16 protein-coding genes and 2 tRNA genes are annotated in these 19156 nt (G+C 50.2%); 4 read left to right on the forward strand and 14 right to left on the reverse strand.

Annotated features, from left to right (window positions below; translation table 11 throughout):
• The first annotated feature begins 497 nt into the window (after nucleotides 1–497).
• A complete protein-coding gene (asd, locus tag BZG73_RS04735) occupies nucleotides 498–1619 on the forward strand; it encodes an aspartate-semialdehyde dehydrogenase (protein ID WP_101494465.1) in 1122 nt (373 codons plus the stop codon).
• A gap of 151 nt (nucleotides 1620–1770) precedes the next feature.
• Here asd and sodB read toward each other — a convergent pair whose 3' ends face one another.
• The gene (gene sodB, locus BZG73_RS04740; RefSeq protein WP_074212241.1) at nucleotides 1771–2355 is read right to left on the reverse strand and encodes a superoxide dismutase [Fe]; all 585 of its coding nucleotides are present in this window, start codon (nucleotides 2353–2355) and stop codon (nucleotides 1771–1773) included.
• A gap of 282 nt (nucleotides 2356–2637) precedes the next feature.
• Here sodB and grxD point away from each other — a divergent pair, with 282 nt between their 5' ends.
• Nucleotides 2638–2976, forward strand: coding sequence for a Grx4 family monothiol glutaredoxin (gene grxD, locus BZG73_RS04745; RefSeq protein WP_077599178.1), 339 nt, complete (start codon nucleotides 2638–2640; stop codon nucleotides 2974–2976).
• Nucleotides 2977–3079: 103 nt separating this feature from the next.
• Here the strand turns inward: grxD and BZG73_RS04750 are convergent, their stop codons facing one another.
• The 3 genes from BZG73_RS04750 to rnt all read right to left on the reverse strand — a co-directional run bounded on the left by BZG73_RS04750 (nucleotide 3080) and on the right by rnt (nucleotide 7262).
• Nucleotides 3080–4402, reverse strand: a complete 1323-nt coding sequence (locus tag BZG73_RS04750) for a Na+/H+ antiporter family protein (protein ID WP_077667727.1) — start codon at nucleotides 4400–4402, stop codon at nucleotides 3080–3082.
• Between the two features lie 360 nt (nucleotides 4403–4762).
• The gene (locus tag BZG73_RS04755) at nucleotides 4763–6094 is read right to left on the reverse strand and encodes a porin (RefSeq protein WP_077667728.1); all 1332 of its coding nucleotides are present in this window, start codon (nucleotides 6092–6094) and stop codon (nucleotides 4763–4765) included.
• Nucleotides 6095–6593: 499 nt separating this feature from the next.
• Nucleotides 6594–7262, reverse strand: coding sequence for a ribonuclease T (gene rnt, locus BZG73_RS04760; protein ID WP_046075307.1), 669 nt, complete (start codon nucleotides 7260–7262; stop codon nucleotides 6594–6596).
• A 232-nt stretch (nucleotides 7263–7494) separates the two neighbouring features.
• On the opposite strand from rnt, the gene motY reads away from it, so the two are divergent.
• On the forward strand, nucleotides 7495–8376 hold the full coding sequence (gene motY / locus BZG73_RS04765; RefSeq protein WP_077667752.1) for a flagellar protein MotY: 882 nt from the start codon (nucleotides 7495–7497) through the stop codon (nucleotides 8374–8376).
• A gap of 115 nt (nucleotides 8377–8491) precedes the next feature.
• Here motY and gloA read toward each other — a convergent pair whose 3' ends face one another.
• The 10 genes from gloA to BZG73_RS04815 all read right to left on the reverse strand — a co-directional run bounded on the left by gloA (nucleotide 8492) and on the right by BZG73_RS04815 (nucleotide 16382).
• A complete protein-coding gene (gene gloA, locus BZG73_RS04770) occupies nucleotides 8492–8908 on the reverse strand; it encodes a lactoylglutathione lyase (protein ID WP_077667729.1) in 417 nt (138 codons plus the stop codon).
• Between the two features lie 44 nt (nucleotides 8909–8952).
• On the reverse strand, nucleotides 8953–9594 hold the full coding sequence (nth, locus tag BZG73_RS04775; RefSeq protein ID WP_077667730.1) for an endonuclease III: 642 nt from the start codon (nucleotides 9592–9594) through the stop codon (nucleotides 8953–8955).
• Nucleotides 9595–9611: 17 nt separating this feature from the next.
• Nucleotides 9612–10310 (reverse strand): electron transport complex subunit E, encoded by a 699-nt coding sequence (locus tag BZG73_RS04780; protein WP_077667731.1) that lies wholly within the window; start codon nucleotides 10308–10310, stop codon nucleotides 9612–9614.
• Entirely contained in the window at nucleotides 10307–10945 is a 639-nt protein-coding gene (gene rsxG, locus BZG73_RS04785) for an electron transport complex subunit RsxG (protein ID WP_077667732.1), read from the reverse strand. The genes BZG73_RS04780 and rsxG overlap by 4 nt, the downstream gene beginning before the upstream one ends.
• Nucleotides 10942–12021 carry an electron transport complex subunit RsxD gene (rsxD, locus tag BZG73_RS04790; RefSeq protein ID WP_077667733.1) on the reverse strand — a complete coding sequence of 360 codons (1080 nt, stop codon included), beginning with the start codon at nucleotides 12019–12021 and terminating at the stop codon, nucleotides 10942–10944. Before rsxD ends, rsxG begins: the two co-directional genes overlap by 4 nt.
• Before the next feature lie 5 nt (nucleotides 12022–12026).
• Nucleotides 12027–14480 (reverse strand): electron transport complex subunit RsxC, encoded by a 2454-nt coding sequence (gene rsxC / locus BZG73_RS04795; RefSeq protein WP_077667734.1) that lies wholly within the window; start codon nucleotides 14478–14480, stop codon nucleotides 12027–12029.
• On the reverse strand, nucleotides 14480–15055 hold the full coding sequence (rsxB, locus tag BZG73_RS04800; protein WP_077667735.1) for an electron transport complex subunit RsxB: 576 nt from the start codon (nucleotides 15053–15055) through the stop codon (nucleotides 14480–14482). The genes rsxC and rsxB overlap by 1 nt, the downstream gene beginning before the upstream one ends.
• Nucleotides 15052–15636: an electron transport complex subunit RsxA gene (gene rsxA, locus BZG73_RS04805; RefSeq protein ID WP_077667736.1), complete on the reverse strand. Its 585-nt coding sequence runs from the start codon at nucleotides 15634–15636 to the stop codon at nucleotides 15052–15054. The genes rsxB and rsxA overlap by 4 nt, the downstream gene beginning before the upstream one ends.
• A gap of 453 nt (nucleotides 15637–16089) precedes the next feature.
• Nucleotides 16090–16165 (reverse strand) — tRNA-Asn (locus tag BZG73_RS04810).
• Nucleotides 16166–16306: 141 nt separating this feature from the next.
• Nucleotides 16307–16382: transfer RNA gene (locus BZG73_RS04815), tRNA-Asn, on the reverse strand.
• 745 nt (nucleotides 16383–17127) lie between these two features.
• Here BZG73_RS04815 and uvrB point away from each other — a divergent pair.
• Nucleotides 17128–19155, forward strand: a complete 2028-nt coding sequence (gene uvrB, locus BZG73_RS04820) for an excinuclease ABC subunit UvrB (RefSeq protein ID WP_077667737.1) — start codon at nucleotides 17128–17130, stop codon at nucleotides 19153–19155.
• Nucleotide 19156 lies beyond the last annotated feature (1 nt).

Below are 19156 nucleotides of genomic sequence, written 5' to 3' on the forward strand. Positions count from 1 at the left end.
TAGGGCGAACGTATCAATATCATTATCGGAAGGTGGATCGTCTGTGATTGCGCGACTACTCCCTGCGCGATTTAGCGATGCAACTAGCAACAACCAAACTCACATCACTGTCCGTGTGTCAGTATCCTTTGTTCCATTTGTGAGGCGTCATACTCTAGCTAACAGAACAATGAGATGGGAAACATTTTTGTCGCTTATGTGAGTCGAACGCGAGCGAGGTTAATTGCCATTGCTATATGTTGTTTCATTGTGGTTTTACGGTTAATTATCTGTTTTATATTGATGATTTTTATGTGTCTAGAGGCGGTGTTTTTCGACGTATGTACGTTAAATCAAGGTGGGTACCAGTGATGGAACGGTTAAAAAATGGTGGATAATTGAGCAGAAAAAGGGGCTAACCTGACGACTGTGAAAAGACGTGTTAGTATCAAAAACGTTTTTTCACTGATTGTCGAACTTTAAACGGCGGTCACACAACATGGAGTGTGAAAATTATGATGCGAGTAGGTTTAGTTGGCTGGCGTGGCATGGTGGGATCTGTGCTGATGCAGCGTATGGTGGAAGAAAAAGATTTCGACCATATCGAACCTGTGTTTTTTAGTACGTCTCAGGTTGGGATTGACGCACCGAACTACGGTAAGGATGCAGGTACCCTCAAAGATGCTTATGACATTGAGATGCTAAAAACCCTCGATGCTATTATCACCTGCCAAGGCGGAGACTACACCAACGATGTTTACGCGAAGCTGCGTGAATCAGGTTGGAAAGGCTATTGGATTGATGCGGCGTCATCACTACGAATGGCAGATGATAGTATCATCACTTTGGATCCGATTAACTTCAAACAAATCCAAGCGGGTATTCATAAAGGCACGCGCACCTTTGTTGGTGGTAACTGCACTGTTAGTTTGATGCTAATGGGCCTGGGCGGTTTGTACCAGAACGGGTTGGTCGAGTGGATGACCGCCCAGACTTATCAAGCCGCGTCAGGCTCAGGCGCTAAGCATATGCGCGAGCTGATCAGCCAAATGGGCGTGATCAACGATGCCGTTAATACTGATTTGGCCAGCCCTGCCACTTCTATCTTGGACATTGACCGCAAAGTCGCGCAAACCATGCGCTCGAGCGACTTCCCAAGTGACAACTTTGGCGTGCCGCTTGCCGGCTCACTGATCCCTTGGATTGACGTGAAGCGTGACAATGGTCAAAGCAAAGAAGAGTGGAAAGCCTCGGTTGAAACCAACAAGATCTTAGGGCTAGACAACAATCCGATCCCTATCGACGGCACATGCGTCCGTGTGGGGGCGATGCGTTGTCACAGCCAGGCACTGACCATTAAGCTGAAAAAAGCGGTGCCAATGGATGAAATTGAAGACATGATTGCGTCACATAACGACTGGGTCAGTGTGGTTCCCAATGAGCGCGATGTCACCATGACGGATCTGAGTCCGGCCAAAGTAACAGGCACCATGTCTGTGCCGGTGGGTCGCTTACGTAAACTGGCAATGGGTGACGATTTCCTTAATGCCTTTACCGTGGGTGACCAGCTGTTGTGGGGCGCGGCAGAGCCTCTGCGTCGTACGTTGCGTATTATCTTGTCGGAAAAAGCGCAAGACTAATCACCGAGCGATAACCGTAGCAAGCCGTCAACAGAGTTGGCGGCTTTTTTGTGTCCGATTTTCTTTGTCGCTTAGTTTCAGTCTATTAAGCGCGCATAAAAAAGGAGGCGATAAACGCCTCCTAGCTTCGAGCTTGTTGTCGTCAGTTGACTTAGCCTGCGAAGTTTTTCGCGACGAAGTCCCAGTTAACCAGCTTCCAGAAGGCAGCCAGATAGTCTGGACGTACGTTACGATAATCGATGTAGTAAGCGTGCTCCCAAACGTCCACAGTCAGTAGTGGCGTTTCACCGTCGTGAGTCAGTGGGGTTTCGGCATTCGATGTGTTGACGATCGCCACTGAACCATCTGCTTTTTTCACTAGCCAGGTCCAGCCAGAGCCAAAGTTGGTAACTGCTGCGTTGGTGAATTGAGTTTTAAACTCGTCGAAAGAGCCAAACGCTTTAGTGATTGCGTCCGCAACGTCACCGGTTGGCTCACCGCCACCGTTAGGGCTTAGGCAGTGCCAGTAGAAGGTGTGGTTCCACACTTGCGCGGCATTGTTGAATACGCCGCCTGAAGAGGTTTTGATGATCTCTTCCAGTGACTTACCTTCAAAATCAGTCCCTTCAATCAGACCATTAAGCTTCACTACATAGGTGTTGTGGTGCTTGTCGTAGTGATAGTCCAAGGTTTCTTTTGAGATATGTGGTTCTAGTGCATCTTTTGCGAAAGGGAGTTCTGGTAGTTGGAATGACATYGCTTATATCTCCGTTTTTATCGTGAGAGTGCTTCCTGTAGTCCATCACCGGCGCTCATGTGTGTTGTTGGCCATGAATGCTCACGCGAACAACTCAGCACCTAAGCATCGGGTGTGGCTACTATTTTCGTTTTGCTGAGTGTAGTTTAGCAAGTTTTTACTTTATTAAAAGGATCGCAGTAAAATTTTTATGCCTAATCCCACAAAAGATTTAGGCATTTTTTTCCGGCTTGTTAACCAGTAGAATCAAGGCAAGATTCACAGACAGTGTTCGAGGAAGCAATGGAAACAACGGACAAAATCAAGCAGCAAATCGAAGAAAATGCGATTCTGCTTTACATGAAAGGGTCGCCAAAACTGCCAAGCTGTGGTTTTTCGTCACAAGCCTCTCAAGCGCTTATGTCGTGTGGCGAAAAATTTGCTTATGTGGATGTGTTACAAAACCCAGATATCCGCGCAGAGCTGCCTGTATACGCGCAGTGGCCAACCTTCCCACAACTTTGGATTGAAGGTGAATTGGTCGGTGGTTGTGACATCATTCTGGAAATGTTCCAAAAAGGTGAGCTACAGCCATTGGTCAAAGAAGCGGCCGAGCGCCGTGATGCGAGCGAAAACGAATAACGCTGTTACTGATGTGACAGACATTGAAAAGCCACGTCATGGACGTGGCTTTTTCGTCTTCATCAATGCGTTAAAACACACTTTATGGATTTAGATCATCCGCTTAGAGCACCATGGCGGCAAGCCAACCAAAGACAATCAAGGGCAAGTTGTAATGAATAAAGGTGGGGACGACTGTATCCCAAATATGCTCGTGCTGACCGTCGGCATTCAGCCCCGATGTGGGGCCTAAGGTGGAGTCAGACGCAGGCGAGCCTGCATCACCTAGCGCTGCTGCGGTGCCAACCAACGCAATTGTTGCCATCGGTGAAAAACCGAATGCCAGTGAGAGTGGCACATAAATCGTAGCGATAATGGGAATGGTCGAGAATGACGAGCCAATCCCCATGGTGACCAGAAGTCCTACCACCAGCATTAAAAAGGCCGCCAGTGGCTTATTCTCACCAATTGAGCCAGATAGGGACGCGACCAAGGATTCCACGCCACCCGTGGCTTTCATGACGGCGGCAAAGCCCGCGGCGGTGATCATGATAAAGCCAATCATCGCCATCATGTGCACGCCTTTGGTAAACACATCCTGGGTGTCTTTCCAGCGGATCACGCCACCAAAGGTAAACACCATAAAACCAGCCAACGAGCCCACAATCATTGAGCCGGCCATTAGCTGTACGCTTAATGCGGCAACAATCGCAATGGCGGCGACCCACAAGTTGCGCGATTGAATGCCTTGGTTTTCCGGCTCAGCGCTTAAGACGTCTTTTTCACTGTATTGGCGTGGCTGACGGTAGCTGATAAAGGTGGCGATTAACAGGCCAACGACCATACCCGCAGCAGGCAACAGCATCGCGGTAGGAACCTGGCTCGCGACCACATCTAAGCCATTGTCATTGAGATTTTTGAGCAAAATGTTGTTCAAAAAGATGCCGCCAAAACCGACCGGTAACACCATATAGGGCATGATCAAGCCAAAAGTAAGCACACAAGCGACCAATCGACGGTCGAGCTTTAAGCGTTGGAACACATGCAATAGTGGAGGGATCACAATAGGGATAAAGGCAATGTGGACCGGAATCGCATTTTGCGACGAAATTGCTAAAAGGCCTAAAAGGACTAAAACAACATATTTAAAGGTGGCGGTGTTGGCATCGGTTGGACGCGCGTTTAACTTGCGGATCACCGAGTGCGCAAGCACATCCGTGATCCCAGAACGGCTGATAGCGACGGCAAAGGTGCCGAGCATCGCATAGCTCAGGGCAATGGTGGCACCGCCACCCAGTCCGCCCTCAAAGGCACTAATGGTGTCGGAAATACTAAGACCACCGACCAAGCCGCCAAGGACGGCGCTGAACGTGAGCGCGACAACGACATTTACACGCATAAGCGCCAATGCCAGCATGACGCAGACTGAAATGACTACCGGGTTCATTAAACATTCCTGTTATGGGTGTGGTGACTGCAGCTTCACTGCAGGGATTATCTATGGTTTTGTAATTAAGCTACCCAGTTTGCGCAAAATTTTGTCCGTGTCGAGGGGTAATCGGGTTTTTTTGGTTACTTTCTTTCATGCTTGTCAGCGTTGCTGAAAGTCGCGACCAGTAAAGTAGGCAAAAAGGGCGCGGCGACGCCCCCAGGGATGGGTTCACGGCATGTCTGTGTGCGGGGCTTGGTCGCGTTATTCCATCATAGCGGCCAGCCATCGCTTCTAATGTCATTCAGGGCAGAACATAGATCGAAAAAAGCCGGCCTATGTAGGCCGACTTATTGGGTGATGGCTAAGTTGCAGGGATTAGAACAAGTAGTTCAGCTGCAAACCGTAGATGTACGCATCGCCACCGGCTGAGAACGCAAACCCGTCTTCAGTGCCGTCAACTTGGTCGCCATCTAGGTAAGCGAAACCCGCGTCAACAGAGAGGTTTTCGTTCGCGGTATAGGTCGTACCCAAGCTCCACCAATGACGGTCAGAATCAGGAATACTTAGCGTACGATCTTCAGCATCTACCGGGCTCTCATCGTATGCATAACCTGCACGGAATGCCCAATGATCGTCCATGGTATAGGTCGCACCTAATGCGTAACGCCAGCTGTCATTCCAGTTTTCATCTTTTTGGAGACACTGGCCAGCTGTACCATCATTACAGTTAGTCGCTGCACTCGTTGCTTTTAACTCTTCAAAAGTGTCCCATCCAACGTGCATTGCACTATAGTGGACTGCAATTTGTTGATTAAGTTGATGGAAGCCTGAGAACTCAATAATCTCAGGAAGGTTTAGTTCGAGCTCACCAGGAACGGTTTGCCCCGTTTTACCTACAGCGGTAGTAGCGGTGCCTTTATAGTCGCCTTCCAAAGTGATGTCAGACTGAGAGCGATAGGATACGCCTAGACGATTAGATTCGTCTATTTCCCATAGAACGCCTAAGTTCCAGCCAAAGCCCCATCCGTCGCCTTTTAGATTTGCAACTTCTGTACTTGCTGGTTCGTTAAATAATGGGTTCGGTTGACCATTGATAGTAGGGGCTAGCTTTAAAGCGCCTGCGGTTCTGGTTAATTCTGCATCAGCGTAGATAGCACTGATACCGGCACCGATACTCCACTGTTCATTAAGCTTGTAGGCTATGTTGGGGTTAAAATTCATAGTGATCAGAGCTGTTTCACCGGCGCCAGGCCCTGCCGCGAAATCACCTGAATACTCTGTAGATAAGCCAAAGTTAGAAAACGCGGAAAAACCGAATGCTAATTTGTCACCTAAAGGTTGGATTAAGTGAAAGTTAGGGACGTACTCTGTCGGTGCTAGATCTTTTTCTTCTGTAGATAAGCCTTGCGCCTCTAGAACACTTTTAGATAATGTACCGCTACTTGTACTCGCACTTTCCACGTCCGCATGCACATCGGGGTCTATAATCGTCAAGCCGCCCGAGAAAGCGGTGGTGTTAAAACGGGTTAGGGCAGCGGCGTTACGTGCGCCCACTGCGGCATTATCTGCGATAGCGGCTTCACCGGCAAAAGCACGCCCCAAACCGGATACCGAGGTTTCTGATACTTGGAAGCCGGCACTGTGTGCTTGCACGGCTAACAAAGATAAACTGGTTGCCACTAGCGATTTCTTAAATAGTGATGACATAACGCGCCTCACTCCTTTGTTAATTAGCTTCTTGTTCTTTGGGGCCGCCGCTTCAGTGCCCATCTTACGTGGGCGTGAGAAGTGGTCGGATGTTCTACAGGTTCAATAGTGGCACCAATTTCACGTTTGTTAAAGGTTGGTTTCAAAACGGGTAACACAATATTTCACCTGGTTGGGCTGACAATGTTTCTATCAGTTGTTTTAAGTAAAAACTCTATTTGAGTTATACCTATGCTCAGCCCCTATTTAACGTGATTTTTACACTCGTATTTTGTCGCTCACTCCTTATGTGCCTGTTTAATAGTGGTTAGTCTGATAACGAAATAAAGACCAAAATAAGATCATAAAAATGTGACCGCAAACAAATTGTTAACAACTATAAGCTGAACTTTTTGTGGTTTGTGAACACGTTTGGCGTCAAGTTGCAGGGTCGGTAGCAACGCAAAGGTTGCGTTGTTGCCGACCTGACTGTGCGTATACGGTCTTTACACCAGCGTGATTAGGTAGAGGGGGACGCTGTGCTCTCCGAGGTGGAAGGCAGGGGCCAACCGCCCAAGCGTTTCCAACGATTGACGATTTCACAGAATAGCTCCGCGGTACGCTCGGTATCATACAGCGCACTGTGCGCCTCTTTATTATCGAACGGGATTTGCGCCGTTTGGCAAGCTTTCGCCAACACTGTTTGCCCGAGCGCCAATCCGCTCAGGGCGGCGGTATCAAAGGTGGCGAAAGGATGGAACGGGTTACGCTTTAACTGCGCCCGCTCGGCGGCGGCCATCACAAAGCTGTGATCGAAATTAGCGTTGTGGGCAACCATAATGGTGCGTTGGCATTCCGCTGCTTTTTGCTCTTTACGGATAAGCTTAAAGATTTCCCGCAAGGCCTCGCCTTCATCAACCGCGCCGCGTAGTGGGCTATAAGGGTCACGGATGCCGGTGAACTCTAGGGCGGCGGGTTCAAGGTTAGCGCCCTCAAACGGGGTGACATGAAAGTGCAGCTTTTTGTCTGGCGATAACCAGCCTTGCTCGTCCATTTTTAAGGTGACAGCACAAATCTCTAGCAGTGCATCGGTTTGGGCATTGAAGCCGGCTGTCTCAACGTCGACAACGACAGGGAAATAACCACGGAATCGGGCTTTGAGACTATTTGGATCACTTGCTTGGCTCATGCTGATGTCACTTTACGAATAATAAGAAAAGGGTGATTATCGCAAATAGTGGCGTTAAGCTAAAGTCGGCGTGTAACGTGTCGATAACTTTATAACCATTTGTTTTTGTCTAAGCCATGTTTTGGTCACTGTAGCAGCGGTGACTCGCGCAACCTTTCAAGCAGTAAACTGTGCGTGAAACAGAATCACGCGACGTACGGAGTCTGTAATGGCGTTTTGTCCTGTTGATTTAATGAAATGGCGCTTTATCCCAGTGGTGGTGTCATGTGTTGCTCTTCTTTTGCCCAACCAGGCGTCTGCTAACAAGCAATACGTGGCATCGTTGGGGGAGTCGAGCTGGACCGTGACAATTGATACGCCCATTGAGTGCCGTCTAGAGCATGACGTGCCAGGGTACGGGCAAGCATCGTTCACATCACGAGCCAGTAAGGACATGAATCTCGATTTCTCACTCGATATGCAGCGGCCTATGGGTGAGACCGTGCAGGTGTCACTGCTTTCCATGCCCGCTGACTGGATGCCCGGAGAGCCGGCACGCTATATGGACCAACTCCAGTTCTTCAAACAATTTGATGGCTATGTGGGCGGTCAAACGGCTTGGGCGATGCTGAGCGAGCTTGAGGCGGGACGATTCCCCACGTTTAGCTTTAAAGACTGGCAGCGTCAGCAGCGACAGGTGGATGTGGCGTTATCGGCGGTGGCATTTGGCTCGCCATATAATGAATTTAGCCGGTGTCTGAATAAGTTATTGCCGTATGCGTTTGAGGACATTTCCTTTACCGTCTTGCGTTATCAAGAAAACAGCGATGAGTTGACCAAAGCAAGCCGCCAACGATTGACGCAGATAGCCGAGTTTGTTCGTTACAGCGATGATATCGATTTGGTGCTAGTGGCGACCTACTCTGATGCGCGTGGCACCCGTGAAGCCAATCAGCAAATGTCAGAGCGACGAGCGAAGAAATTGCGCGACTACTTCACCTCGCTGGGGTTGCCTGAAGATAGAATTACCGTTGAGGCCTATGGCGAACGTCGCCCGATTGCCGACAACGATGACCCGATTGGACGCAGTAAAAACCGCCGTGTAGTGATTTCGTTGGGAAGAACCTTGTTGTAGGCGATAGCCGTAGACGTTATCGCAGAAAGCACATGCGGTGATAAAACCAAGACAGCACGAAAAAGCCCGGCATACGATCGATGCCGGGCTTTTCTTTGTGACCTGTCTTGCTGTATTAGCCGTTCAGACCCGCAGAGGCACTTTTGTTTTGGATAAGCTCCAATTTGTAGCCATCAGGGTCAGTCACGAAGGCGATTTCAGTGCTACCGCCTTTGACGGGGCCTGGCTCGCGGGTGATATTGCCGCCCGCTTGACGAATTTGATCGCAGGTCGCGTAAACATCATCCACACCGATCGCGATATGGCCAAAGGCGTTACCATGATCGTACTCGCTTTCGCCCCAGTTGTAGGTCAGCTCAATCACTGCACCTTCTGATTCATCGGTATAGCCGACAAACGCGAGGCTATATTTATACTGCTCGTTTTCATTGGTGCGTAACAAACGCATTCCCATTACTTCGGTGTAAAACTTGATAGCACGGTCTAGATCACCGACGCGGATCATGGTGTGTAGAATTCTGCCGTTTGACATGACGTTGCTCCTTTTTTGCTTGCCAGTGCTCGCCTTCGATGGCGTTAGCTATCTGGATAAACTTTTTCTTTGTACTCACATAAATCTTCAATGATGCAACTGCCACAGCGAGGTTTTCGTGCTAGGCAGGTGTAGCGTCCATGCAGAATTAGCCAGTGGTGCACATCGACTTTAAATTCCTTAGGCACCACCTTGATCAGTTTCTCTTCCACGTCATTGACGTTTTTACCCATCGCAAATTTGGTGCGATTAGACACGCGAAAAATATGGGTATCGACAGCGATGGTTGGCCAGCCAAACGCCGTGTTAAGCACGACATTAGCGGTTTTTCTTCCCACCCCAGGCAGAGCTTCCAACGCTTCTCTACTCTCTGGCACTTCACCATTGTGTTGCTCAATCAAGGCGCGGCAGGTTTTAATCACGTTCTCGGCTTTGGAATTAAACAGACCGATGTTTTTGATATAAGACTTCACCCCATCAACACCGAGTGCCAATAACCCTTCTGGTGTGTTGGCCACCGGATAGAGTTTATCGGTGGCTTTATTGACACTCACATCAGTCGCTTGCGCAGACAGTAACACCGCGATTAGCAACTCGAAAGGGGTTGACCAGTTGAGTTCCGTTTGCGGATTTGGGTTGTTATCGCGCAGGCGCTCCAGAATGTGTCGTCGTTTTTCTTTATTCATTTAACTTATCCTGTGGATCATTGACTACCCGTCACACGCGCGCGCTCAATCACTGGCTTGTCGTCTTTTTCTGTTTTACTGGCAAGGTGYGTATCAATGATGTTCTTCAAYGCGATCAGAAAGCCGACCGCGAGGAACGCGCCGGGTGGCAATATCGCTAGTAGAAACTTGGTGTCGAATTGAAAAATTTCAATCCGCAATGCCGCAGCCCAATCTCCGAGCAAGAGATCGGCGCCGTCAAACAAGGTGCCATTGCCGATGATTTCGCGAATAGCGCCGAGCACCACCAAGGCGACGGTCATGCCGGTGCCCATCCAAAAACCATCACTCACCGACAAGCCAACAGGGTTTTTGGAGGCAAAGGCTTCGGCACGGCCGATGATAATACAGTTGGTCACAATCAATGGGATAAAAATCCCCAGTGATTGATAAAGGCCGTAAGCATACGCATTCATGACTAGTTGAACACAGGTAACCAATGAAGCAATCACCATCACGAAAATAGGAATGCGCACCTCTTTGGGCACCCAGTCCCTAATCAGTGACACAATTAAATTAGAGCCGACCAGTACCGCCAAGGTCGCGATCCCTAGGCCAAGTGCATTGGTGACGGTAGCGGATACCGCCAACAGTGGGCACAACCCCAGTAGCTGCACAAACGCTGGGTTATTACTCCACAAGCCATTTTTCATTAGCTCTTTGTGGGCGCTATTCATGACGCTCCTCCGCAATTAACCGGTTGGTTGATCAGAGCTTCTTGGTGTTGACTCACAAACCAAGCTGCTTTTTTGACAGCGCCGACAACCGCGCGCGGGGTAATGGTGGCGCCAGTGAATTGATCAAATTGCCCGCCGTCTTTTTTGACCGCCCAACGTGTATCCTCCTCGCTGGTGACCGTTTTGCCGCTAAAGCTTCGGATCCAATCTGACACCCGCAAGCTTACTTTATCTCCCAGCCCTGGGGTTTCGTTATGCTCGAGCACCCGCACACCCAGCACCTGATGGCTGGTGGCATCCATGCCAATCAATACCTTGATGGCACCATTGTAGCCATTAGGCGCGATGGCTTGAATGGCAACGGCGCTGACCTCACCGCTTAAGGTGGCAACATAAAAAGGCTGGGCGTCATCGGTGCCCAGTGCTTCCTTATTTTCGATAAGGCGGCAGCTTTGATGAAGCGCATTATCGTGCTTGCTTTCAGGGATCACCTGGTTGAGCGCTTTTGATAATTGGATTTGCTGCTGCTCTTTAATGGTATCTTCAGTTAGCGCGTGAGTGACCGCAACCAGTGCTGTCGACAAGAGGGCAGCAACAGCGAGAATGCCCCCATGTTTTTTTATGGTATCAATCATGACTGTGACTTCTTCTCCGCACGGCGGTTAGCGTGCCCATACGTTCTTGGCTTGGTGTAATAATCAATCAAAGGGACGCACAAGTTGGCAATGATCACCGCGAATGCAACACCATCTGGGTAGCCGCCCCAAGTACGAATTAAATACACCAACACCCCAATCAGGCCCCCGAACCATAAGCGGCCACGGTCGGTGGTGGAGGCTGACACCGGGTCGGTGGCGATAAAAAACGCCCCGAGCATGGTCGCGCCAGACAACAAGTGAATCAGGGGCGAGGCGAGTTGATCAGGCGCGATCAAGTGGCCGAGCAGTGAACATGAGAGCAAGGCAGCGAGTACCGCGACMGGAATATGCCAATTGATAATGCCWCGTTGGATAAGCACCAARCCACCGAGTAGGTAAAGGGTGTTCACCCACGCCCAACCTTTACCACCGAGTGCTGAGAAAATGGGCTGCTGCAAGGCTTCACTGACGGTTTGGCCGCCCGCGAGCGCGGTTTTAATGGTATCCAGAGGCGTTGCCATGGTGGCGCCATCCACAGTCATACGTAACTGGTTGACGCTAAAACCATCTAAGGTATAGCCGCCAAAAATCGCCGCGAGGGTATCGGTAATGGTCAAACTATGGGTGGCGAGGCTCTCCGGCGGCAACCAAGTGGTCATTTGCACCGGAAAAGCGATGAGGAGTACGACATAGCCAACCATGGCAGGGTTGAAGAGGTTCTGTCCCAACCCGCCATAGATATGCTTGGCAACAATAATAGAAAACGCGGTACCAATGACGATCACCCACCAAGGTGCCATCGGTGGGATCGCGACGGCTAATAAAAACGCGGTGAGGAGGGCGCTGTTGTCGCGAAGGTAAGCCATTACGGGGCGACGGCGCAATCGCATGACCAACGCTTCGGTTGACCATGCCGTGATAACCGCCAAGGCTAGTTGAACAAGCACGCCCCAGCCAAAGAAATACCACTGTGCCGCCAAACCGGGCAGAGCACAAAGGAGCACTGTCAGCATGATATGGCTGGTAGAGCGTTTATTGTGGGCGTGTGGTGAACTTGCAATGAAAAACGCCACGTGGGTTATTCCTTATCTTCTTGTGTTTGTTTTGCCGCTTTACGCGCTTTGGCGCGTGCGACCGCGGCAGCGACGGCGGCTTTTTTGTCGTTAACCTCGTCAGTTGCCGACGCGGTGTTCGCATCGTCGGATGACGTATCGGCAGCCGGTGTCGACTCTGAGTTGGTATGACTTTGCTGTGCGGCCTTGCGTGCTTTGGCACGGGCAACCGCGGCTGCGACAGCGGCTTTTTTGTCGTTAGCCTCGTCAGTTGCCGACGCGGTGTCCGCAGCGTTGTCGGGTGGCTTATTGGCAGCCGTCTCAGGTTGTGTCTTGGTGTCACCTTGCTGTGCGGCTTTACGTGCTTTGGCACGGGCAACCGCGGCTGCGACAGCGGCTTTTTTATCGTTAGTCTCGTCAGCTGCAGACGCGGTGTCCGCAGCATCGGATGACGTATCGGCAGCCGTATCGGGTTGTGCCTTGGCATCACCTTGCTGGGCGGCTTTACGCGCTTTGGCGCGTGCGACCGCGGCAGCGACGGCGGCTTTTTTATCGCCAGCGTCATCCGTTTGTGCCTTAGCATCTTCTGAGGCGGATGATTGTTCGGCAGCCGGTGTCGACTCTGAGTTGGTATCACTTTGCTGTGCGGCCTTGCGTGCTTTGGCACGGGCAATCGCGGCAGCGACCGCATCTTTCTTGCCGTCTTGACTGTCGGTGTTGTCGGATGTTGCCTGTGAATCAGCGGTTGCTGAGGCTTTTTGCGCGTCTTTCGCCGCCTTACGTTCACGCGCTTGACGTTTACGCTCTTCGCGTAATTTCATCATTTCACTGTTATCTGGCTCATCACTGCCTGCTTGCGCCGCTTCGGCCTGTTTCGCTTTCGCTCGGGCGATCGCAGCCGCGACGGCAGGTTTGACATCGCTCGATGCCGCTTGTGCGGCTTTTTTCGCTTTCACCCGCTCCACTGCCGCGTTCAGTGCATCATCGGAGCCCGTGTTTTGTTGCGCGGCTTTTTTGCGACGCTCCGCAGCTTTGCGATGTTTTTCCTCTCGTTCCTGCTTTTCACGCTCCATGCGCGCTTTTTTGGCTTCAAAGCGCTGACGTGCGCGCTCGGCGGCTTCTTTTTCCGCTTCAATTTCACGAATTTCCGCTTTGGCCTGGCGATAGTATTGAACCAATGGGATCTCACTCGGACACACATAGGCACAGGCGCCGCATTCAATACAATCGAAGAGATCATAGTCTTGGCACTTGTCGTAATCCTGATCTTTGGCATACCACTGCAATTGCTGAGGTAAAAGGTGAGCGGGACAGACATCGGCACAGGCACTGCAACGAATGCATGCCATTTCTTGCTTGGCTGGGGAAATTTCTTTACGTGTGGGCACCAGCACACAGTTGGTCGTTTTGGTGACAGGCACTTGTGTGTGGGGAACGGTAAAGCCCATCATCGGGCCTCCGATGATCACCCGTGGCAGCTTTTTCTCTGCTTTATAGCCATGATGCGCCAACAATTCGCCAATTGGCGTACCGAGAAGTGCCCACCGGTTTTGCTGGGTTTTAAGCGTTTTCCCAGTCAAAGTGACCACACGCTTGATCAGCGGCTCGCCATCTAACACAGCACGTTTGATCGCATACGTGGTACCAATGTTTTGCATAAGCACGCCAATACTAGCGGGAAAAGCTTTGGCGGGGACTTCTTTACCGGTGATGATTTGAATCAGTTGTTTTTCACCGCCAGATGGGTACTTGGTAGGCACCACTTGGATGAGGATGTCCTCATCAACGGACTCCACCGCGGCTTTAAGCGCCGCGATAGCCTCTGGCTTATTATCTTCAATGCCAATCACGGATAGCTTAGGCTTCACGATGTGATTGAGGATTTGTATGCCTGCGACGATTTCGTCTGCGCAGTCTTGCATCAGACGGTCGTCGGCGGTGATATAAGGCTCACATTCCGCGGCGTTGATGATCAGTACTTCCGTACGCGCCAAGCCGCTTTGCAATTTTCTTGCGGTTGGAAAGCCTGCACCTCCCATCCCGGCGATACCCATGGAGCGAATGTGATCGATCAACTGCTCGGGTGGTTGAGTTCGGTATGCGGGTAAAGCTGTTTTTGGTCCCCACGTATCTTTACCGTCGGGCTGAATCACTACGCAACGGTCGGATAAGCCCGAAGGGTGTGCAATAGTTCTATCTTCAATTGCAACTACTACCCCAGAAGTGGGCGCGTGTACAGGCACACATTGTTGAATATCTGTTTCGGTAAGCGCCTGACCAGCGAGTACGTGATCACCTTGGCTAACGCGCAATTTCCCCTTGCTTCCGATATGTTGTTTTAACGGTATCACAAGTTCAGTAGGGACGATGTTTGGTAAAACTTCCCCCTGATTAGATTGGGTTTTGTGCTCAGGCGGATGAATCCCCCCATGAAAATCCCATATTTGACCATGTTTGATTTGTTCTATCAGGCTTTCCATCAGGCGCGTGCTCCCTGACGCTCGGTTACATCTACAACGGGAATTTGTTCAAGTTGCCATTTCCAAGTCTCAGGCGTGTCTTGAACGGGGATCATTTCAATACAGTCGGTCGGGCAGGGGGCGACACATAAATCACACCCGGTACAATCTTGTTCGATCACGGTATGCATGGCTTTGGTGCTACCCACAATGGCATCGACCGGACAGGCTTGGATGCATTTGGTACAGCCAATACAATCTTCCTCGTGGATGAAGGCGACTGTCTTAATGCTTTTTTCCTCATCATGAGCAAGTTCGGTGGCTTCTACGCCCATGAGATCTGCCAGATTTTCAATAGTTTGCTGGCCACCTGGCGGACATTTGTTAATCTCATCGCCATTGGCAATGGCTTCGGCATAGGGGCGACAGCCAGGGTAACCGCACTGGCCACATTGCGTTTGCGGCAGAATGGCATCAATTTGATCGACAATAGGATCCGCCTCCACTTTGAAGCGAATCGAGGCAAAACCTAGGATTGCACCGAATATGGCGGCAAGCGCGGCAAGCACGACCACCGCTATCACTATTCCACTCATGATAAAGTCACCAGTCCTGTAAAGCCCATAAAGGCGAGCGACATTAATCCAGCGGTAATCATTGCCACTGACGCGCCTTTGAAAGGCGCGGGTACGTCAGCGGCTGCAATGCGCTCGCGCATTGCAGCGAATAAAACCAGCACCAGCGAGAAACCACTGGCTGCCCCGAAACCGTAAATAATCGATTCGATAAAGCTGTGCTGTTGTTTCACATTGAGCAAGGCCACCCCAAGTACCGCACAGTTTGAGGTAATCAAAGGTAAGAATACGCCCAGTAGTCGGTGCAGTGTTGGACTGGTTTTATGCACCACCATTTCCGTGAACTGCACCACCACGGCAATCACCAAGATAAAGCTCAGTGTGCGGAGGTATCCGAGATCAAGTGGGATAAGAATATAGGTTTCAACCAGATACGAGCTCACTGATGCCAAGGTCAACACGAAGGTTGTGGCAAGCCCCATCCCAATTGCTGTTTCCAGTTTTTTTGATACGCCCATGAATGGACACAGGCCCAAAAACTCCACCAGTACGAAGTTATTGACCAATACCGTGCCCACCAGTAGCAACAAATACTCAGCCATGCTGTTTAATCATTTAATGTTTTTGTGATCTGCCTATTATCGACCTTTGAGGCGGCTATAACAACCGCCATCAAGCAGGGTTTTTGCTTGGTTCGCTGTAAGCTGTTAGTGACGCTTTACTCACGTACCTCATTCTAAGGGTAGTGGCAGCGTAGCGTGTGCGATCACGGTAAGAGTGTGTGATGAGATCACGGAGAAAGTAGGATAGGTCAGGGAGAACAGAGACATAAATTTGGCTCCCCCAACTGGGCTCATCGGGAACGCCTAGTTGGGGGCGCCCAGCCCAGTGACATATTCCGCATTGCGGAACGATTAGACTGAAGAACTAAATTTGCCATCGGACATAGAATTGGCTCCCCCAACTGGACTCAACGGGGGCGCCCAGCCCAGTGACATATTCCGCATTGCGGAACGATTAGACTGAAGAACTAAATTTGCCATCGGACATAGAATTGGCTCCCCCAACTGGACTCGAACCAGTGACATACGGATTAACAGTCCGCCGTTCTACCAACTGAACTATGGGGGAATCGTGTCGCTATTGTGTTCTGTGAGGTCTCAAGATAGTGGCTCCCCCTGCGGGATTTAACGGGGACGCCTAGTCCTGCGACATATTCTGCGTAGCAGAACGGGTGCTCACTTTTGCGATGTCTATCTTATCTCAAGATAGTGGCTCCCCCTGCGGGATTCGAACCTGCGACATACGGATTAACAGTCCGCCGTTCTACCAACTGAACTAAGGGGGAATTGCCTTGAGAACGGGGCGAATGTTAGCGAGCACCTCGAAAGGTGTCAACTCATGAGAAGCAATAAAATCTGTCTTTTCAATCGACTGCTGAAAAGCTAGCCAGCGATGATGATAAAAACATCACAGTGGCGATTGATTGAGCATAGAGGCTAATTTTGTCTTGACTTTTTACACAGCCGATTCTGAAAGGGCTCTCAGCGGTTACCCACAGATTCTGTGGATAACCATGTGTGTGGATCTTGATCAACTGACTATATGACTGATTTTATACAAGCTTGATGCAGCCATGGTAGGTAGGGAGATAACTGTAAGGTGTTGATTTTTAGTAGGTGTGTTTTTTTTAACGCAATAAGTTTGAAAAAAAAACGATCGTGGATTGTGCACAGGTCGCTATTTATTCAACCCTTGAGTATCGGGGATAAAAAGGTCATAAGGGAAAATGTTCAGTAGAAATGTGCGCGAAAACGCATGATTCAGAGGCTTTATCTTTATAGCACTATAGTTACTTAGCGCTTTGTCTTCGCTTAGAGAGGCTGGATGCATTGACTGCATGCCAAAAGAGGAACGATAGGTTACCTAGACACCCTCATGAGATCAAGCACTCAAGACGAAAAAGATCGCAATTGGTGGTTTGTCAGTAGTTAACCGCAATCGTTGACTCCGTAGGGCGAGTCAGGACAATAGATGTTTCGCTTTAGCGCCCCATGCTGGACATCGTGGTCAGCCCCAAACAGGATAGTTTCATGAGTAAAACATTTACGCTGCATTCTGCTTTTAAGCCATCAGGCGATCAGCCTGAGGCCATCCATCGTCTGTGTGAAGGGTTAGAGGCCGGCCTTGCCCATCAAACGTTGCTGGGGGTAACAGGGTCGGGGAAAACGTTCACAATGGCTAATGTCATTGCTGAGCTCGATCGCCCGACGATGATATTGGCACCTAATAAAACCTTGGCGGCTCAGCTCTATGGGGAGATGCGCGAGTTTTTTCCTGACAACGCGGTAGAGTATTTCGTTTCTTACTACGATTATTATCAACCAGAGGCGTATGTTCCGTCGACGGATACCTTCATAGAAAAAGATGCATCGATAAATGATCATGTCGAGCAGATGCGCTTGTCGGCGACCAAGGCGTTGATGGAACGCCGTGATGTGGTGATTGTGGCCTCTGTCTCTGCCATATATGGCTTGGGCGACCCCGATTCATATTTAAAAATGATGCTTCACATCCGTCGTGGTGACTTGCTCGACCAGCGTACCATTTTGCAACGTCTCGCTGAATTACAGTACACCCGCAATGATATGGCCTTTGAGCGCGGAACGTTTCGCGTTCGCGGTGAAGTCATCGATATCTTTCCGGCCGAATCGGACAAAGATGCCATACGGGTGGAGCTGTTTGACGACGAGGTGGAAACCATTAGCGTGTTTGATCCCTTAACGGGGCAGGTGAGTGTCAAAGACATGCCCCGTTGCACCATCTATCCTAAAACGCACTATGTCACCCCACGAGAGCGTATTCTCGAAGCAGTGGAGCAGATAAAAACGGAGCTATCGGCACGTAAAAAAACACTGCTTGAGCATAATAAACTGCTGGAAGAGCAGCGCATCACACAGCGAACGCAGTTTGATATTGAGATGATGAATGAGCTGGGCTATTGCTCGGGTATCGAAAACTACTCGCGTTATTTGAGTGGTCGTGCAGAAGGCGAACCACCACCGACCTTGTTTGATTATTTACCCGCCGATGGACTGTTGATCATCGACGAGTCGCACGTCACCGTGTCGCAAATTGGTGCCATGTACAAAGGCGATCGCTCGCGTAAAGAGACCTTGGTGGACTATGGGTTTCGGCTGCCTTCAGCGTTGGATAACCGACCGCTAAAATTTGATGAGTTTGAGGCACTCGCGCCACAAACCGTGTATGTTTCCGCCACGCCGGGTAACTATGAAGCTGAGAAATCGGGCGCGGATATCATTGATCAAGTGGTGCGTCCAACGGGGCTTATTGATCCTGAAATAGAAGTGCGTCCGGTCGCGACTCAAGTGGATGACTTGCTCTCTGAGGTACGTGCTCGTCGTGAGCGAGACGAGCGCGTGCTGGTGACGACCTTGACCAAGCGTATGGCAGAAGACTTAACCGAATACATGCAAGAGCATGATGTGCGAGTGCGTTACCTTCATTCTGATATTGATACGGTGGAGCGCATGGAAATTATTCGGGATCTCCGTCTTGGTGAGTTTGATGTCTTGGTCGGGATTAACTTGCTTCGTGAAGGGTTAGATATGCCTGAGGTGTCTTTGGTCGCGATTTTGGATGCGGATAAAGAAGGCTTTTTGCGCTCTGAACGTTCATTAATTCAAACCATTGGCCGTGCAGCACGTAACCTTCACGGTAAAGCGATTTTATATGGCGATTCGATCACCAAGTCGATGAAACGCGCCATTGATGAAACGGAGCGACGCCGGGCGAAGCAAATTGCACATAATGAGGCGCATGGTATCACGCCACAGAAACTCAATAAGAAAGTGATGGACGTGATGGAGATAGGCACGGGTAAACGGGGTAAAAGCGCGAAACCAGCAGTCAAATCGTTGCGTGCCGTTGCCGAGCCTGATGCGGACTATGCGTTGAAGTCACCACAACAAATTGATGCTGAAATCAAAAAACTGGAAAGTCAGATGTTTGAGGCAGCGCAGAACCTTGAGTTTGAAACCGCGGCACAATTGCGAGATCAGTTACAAGCGCTGCGCGAGCAGTTTATTGTAAACAGCTAAT

Source organism: Salinivibrio siamensis (assembly GCF_001996005.1).
GTDB classification, from domain to species: Bacteria; Pseudomonadota; Gammaproteobacteria; order Enterobacterales; family Vibrionaceae; genus Salinivibrio; species Salinivibrio siamensis.